At 53.0% G+C, this 4,181-nt stretch carries 2 protein-coding genes; both read right to left on the bottom strand.

Annotation, left to right across the window (positions count from 1 at the left end; translation table 11 throughout):
• A partial coding sequence (locus MB1_RS25905; protein WP_169801735.1) for a tetratricopeptide repeat protein occupies window positions 1-2,485 on the bottom strand: 2,485 nt, incomplete at its 3' end.
• 59 nt (window positions 2,486-2,544) lie between these two features.
• A complete protein-coding gene (locus MB1_RS25910) occupies window positions 2,545-3,285 on the bottom strand; it encodes a hypothetical protein (RefSeq protein ID WP_169801736.1) in 741 nt (246 codons plus the stop codon).
• Window positions 3,286-4,181 lie beyond the last annotated feature (896 nt).

A 4,181-nucleotide genomic window follows, 5' to 3' on the forward strand; every position in this document is an offset into this window, starting at 1 on the left:
CATCGAGAGTAAAAACATCCAATGGTGCTATTGCGGTGTAGGCGGCCCAGTGCTTAACGTCGCCGAACGAATCGCCGTGCTTCGCCGCTATAATTTGTATGTCCGTCAGAGCTTCGATGTATTCCATTTCTGACCCAGAACAAGCGGCAAGCCTGCGCAGCACGTTCTCCTCAAGTTGACGCGTATGAGCATCTTCCGGGATGGCCCATATCGTCGCAATTACTATGCTACCACCACGCAAAAGAAACCCGGTAGGAAGGCTCAGCAAGTCCTTGGAGTCTCCCGATGACCCGGATATAGACCAACAAGCTGAGAGTATTGTGCATTCGACCATGCCAACACCATAAACACTATCAAAGTCACCCTCGTACACGCGCTGCCCCGACCCCAGGACGACCCCCTGCTCTGAAGTATTTCCCGTTCTCCGAACCACCGAGTGCCCACCAATATGTAAAATCTTCATTTCAGACGACGCACACGCGGTCAGGAGTTTCTTCTTGTTATCGAGGAACACGAATGGATCGCCGTACCGCATAGTGGTTCCGGCCAGTACTACTTTCCCTCGCGACCTCGGCGCAGCCCGTCTTGGTCCACCGTGTGACACGGAAAAGATTTTCAAACGGTCGAAGACAAGACGCACCTCCTCATTTTTCTGTTCGCTAATATAGCTAACGGGAACTAGGCCCCAAGGAATCGCTTGACTAGTACGGTCACAAAAATAAACTCCAAGCCAACTCATTCGTCTCTTGTTGGTCATGCTGCGCGCTAACTCCGTCCGCAGATTACGAGGAAGAAGTTCGTACGCAAAACCCAGGCCGCCCTCACCTCGACGGTTAGCACCGGGTTCTACCACGGACCAATCAGCCTCTGCATACTTTCCAGAATCTCCGCTATTTTGAACTCTTTTCGAAAACTCGCTGAAGGAATCAAACTCGACTCCCAAGTCCAATACACTTCCTGTCGAGAATTCCCATCTGCCTGTACCAAGCTTAAACCCAGAAAACCACCGTTCTCCCATCAGACAAACGGTTAGGATTCCAGTATCCGGGCGCAGGGTGCCCGACTGCTTCAGCATTGACGCCGGTCCTAAGAACGGAGAGAAGTTACCTTCTTCATCTAGCTGCCGATCAATCTCTTTTCTGACAGTGTAAGTCCTAGAAGCCCAAGTCAGTACTCCAATAAACTCGTCACCCCACCCGGATTCGATCATCAAATTCGATAGAGTCGCAAGAAGGGCTCCCAGATCCGAATCGGAGGACCTGCCAGCTATCTTGACCTCGGAGCGTCCACATATTGCCGATAAGATTGCCGATTTATACCAGCTTGCCGCCATTCTTCTTTCTCTGCAGCTCGCATAATAGTCGCCGAGCAGCGAGTCTACTATCATCATATTCTTAAACACCCTCATCCTGCGAGATATTCTCCAGGCTTTCATGAGAGTAGATACATCTTTTCGGCTGGTGGCGATGTGATGATTAACGAGACAGTTGAAATAGCCCTCCAGCAAGCGACCGGATGCTTTCTTTCCTGCAACTTCGACTGCACGCTCCGATAGCTCTAGCATTTCTCCCGGCTTTCCGAGCGCCAGTTTCATCCCTGCAAGATCCTGAAGCCCACCAGCATATCTCATGTTTTCGTCATCATGGCGCGTCTCAAGCCCGTCCCAGTAACTTAGAGCCTCAGATATAACGTGTTCGGCAGCACCTGGTAGTCCGATCCGATGTAAGGTACGTGCGAAACACTGACATACTCTTGCGTATTGTTCACGCATCGCGCGAGGTCCCTCGACGCTAACCATCTCCGGATAGAGCAGCCAGACGGAATGCAGATACAATTGGTTTACATGGTTCAGCAGATCCTTTAGTTCCCAACTGCCGATCTCGGGCCGAGTACTAGCGATAGTCCACAGGTCCTGAGCTGCGCTTTGCAGATTCGTCAGAGAATGTGAGCTGTGCAGCACCCCATGAACCAATTTTCTACGTTCAGCGTCCCGCCAGTCATTCTGCCAGAAGGACCTGTCGTCACCATCCGCGTCGACTTCCGCCGTTCCAGCACGGCGTGCAAAGGGTGACCGCACCCCGATCGGCGTAATGCCACCTTGCCTGAAAACCCCGACATTGAAAGCAAAGTGCTCGAATGAATAGGTATCTGCCAGACCGTGCAGTATCCGAGCCGCAAGTTCACGAGTGTCCAAATTAGTTGAGACAGGTGTCGGGTAGTAACTTCTACTCCAATCGAACCTCGTCGCCGCGGTAAGATACCATTCTCGAGACGTCTGGTAATTCTCAGCCGCGAGCTGAATTGCGCCTAAATCGTGTGCCACCACAGTGCCAGCAGAACGCAGATCCGGGAATCTCTGCGACACCCGGAAAGCCTCCTCATAGTACAGGACACCTTCGGCAAGTAGTCCGAAGTGGTAAGCCTCCCCGCCGAGCCTATGATAGGCATCATAACGAGCACGCCCCCTGGTGACCGCCGCCGCCACACGCTGGCTAGCGAGGCTTCGCCTTTGGTTGTCCGAGAGCATCGGGTGGCCCTCCAGGTCTAATCCGCAAGGAAAAGGTAATCGTGGCTGGGATCAGGAACATCGGGAGCATCCCAAGCCACATGTGAGGTATTGCCGCGGATTTCGGATCCTGGAGCCACTGGAGGTTTCCCATCAAGCCACATCCCAGTGAATCCGTATCGCATCCGCAATAGCTTTAGTGCTACAATGCAGCTTCCGTTGATTTCTATCACTACTTGCCGACTTGCAACGCCCAGCGCGGAGCCTGTCACCTGCAGGTTCCCCACCGTACCAACCTCTTCGACCGCAAGGCCCGCAGTAGAGCTATTTTGGTCGGACAACTCAACCTTAATCTTGCCAGCTCGCGCAATACCGGCAGCGACGTAGAGCTTTTCGGATGCAAGCAGATGTGCCAACTCGCCCGCGCCCTCGGAGATATCTGCACCCCGAATCCAGGAATCTAACTGCGCGACGTTGATTTCGTCAGTAGTCAGATCGGTATACTCGTAGCTTAGTGAGGCGTTCTTCCCTGAGGCGCCTACAATTCGAATCATTCGTCCGAATCTCGCAAGGGCTGAGTTTGTCTCGCTAACGCCAATATTCAGTCTCGCAGTGTTGGCCAAGATCGGCAAGCCCAATGGATGTCCGGTTCGTCTTGCATCGTCGGTCATTTTTCTGGGATTAGTAAGCAAGTCCTCGACTGTTCCAGTCCAGTGGTACACACCCGATTCAAGTCTAAATACATCCAGGAGAAATCTATTACTCTGCGGCAATGCCACAGGTGTATACTCCGGTAGCAGCCATGCTCTGCTTCGCTTCTTGAAAATAGCCAATTTGTCATCTACCTTTGTCTTTGCGCTTAAGCTGATAGGTCGAAGTTCTACCGCATGTACAGCATGATCTTATTCGGTCTCAGAAAGTGAGTCATGGGTAATAGACCGAGGACGCCCTGTACGATTCACGCCGAGAACTGTCAGCTTGGAGAGATCGATATGCCTATCCAATCCGATCGACAACCCGAACGCGGCTATCAAATTAGTGGCCGGAGGCCAGTCTTACTACGCCACCCGACGGATAGGAATCTCCAGTCTCTGATACCTGGAACCGAGACAGAGCCCGGCGAGACGACTCAAAGACCCGACGTAACGGGATCCCTGGCCTGCCTACCCTGTTGGTTAAGCCAAGAGAATGAGTGGAGGACATAGCAATGGTGCGGCCATGACGTCTAGCGTCCGGGGACCTGCAGACAGTTTCGATTCCAACCTCCAACGGAGGCTGGAACTCTCGATAGTTTGGCAGGTCGCTAGCGGGCAATGCACTTTCGTAAATGACCGGGATAGGCCGAATCAAACGCGCGGTCCGAACATGGTCGGCCGATGCTGCACCCATCGGGGTTCTTATTTCGGTGCGTTCGCGAAGCTGGCACGCATCAGGCAGGTATGCACACAGATTTGACCTAGCTCGCACCGCCAGCCTGTCCGCTGCGTGGGCTGCTCTCCAATTGACCACGGAGTGTATTCTAGCTCATAAATCAGTGACCGGCGGCAAGATTCAGCGTTTCTCCGCTCTACTTTGCTATGCGTGATTTCATTCCTCCACCACACTTGTGCTGGGCAGCAGCGGTATACGGCCAGACCAATGTGACGTAAACGCGACCTATTGCACACTGATCGGG

This window comes from Millisia brevis NBRC 105863 (assembly GCF_001552615.1).
GTDB classification, from domain to species: domain Bacteria; phylum Actinomycetota; class Actinomycetes; order Mycobacteriales; family Mycobacteriaceae; genus Millisia; species Millisia brevis.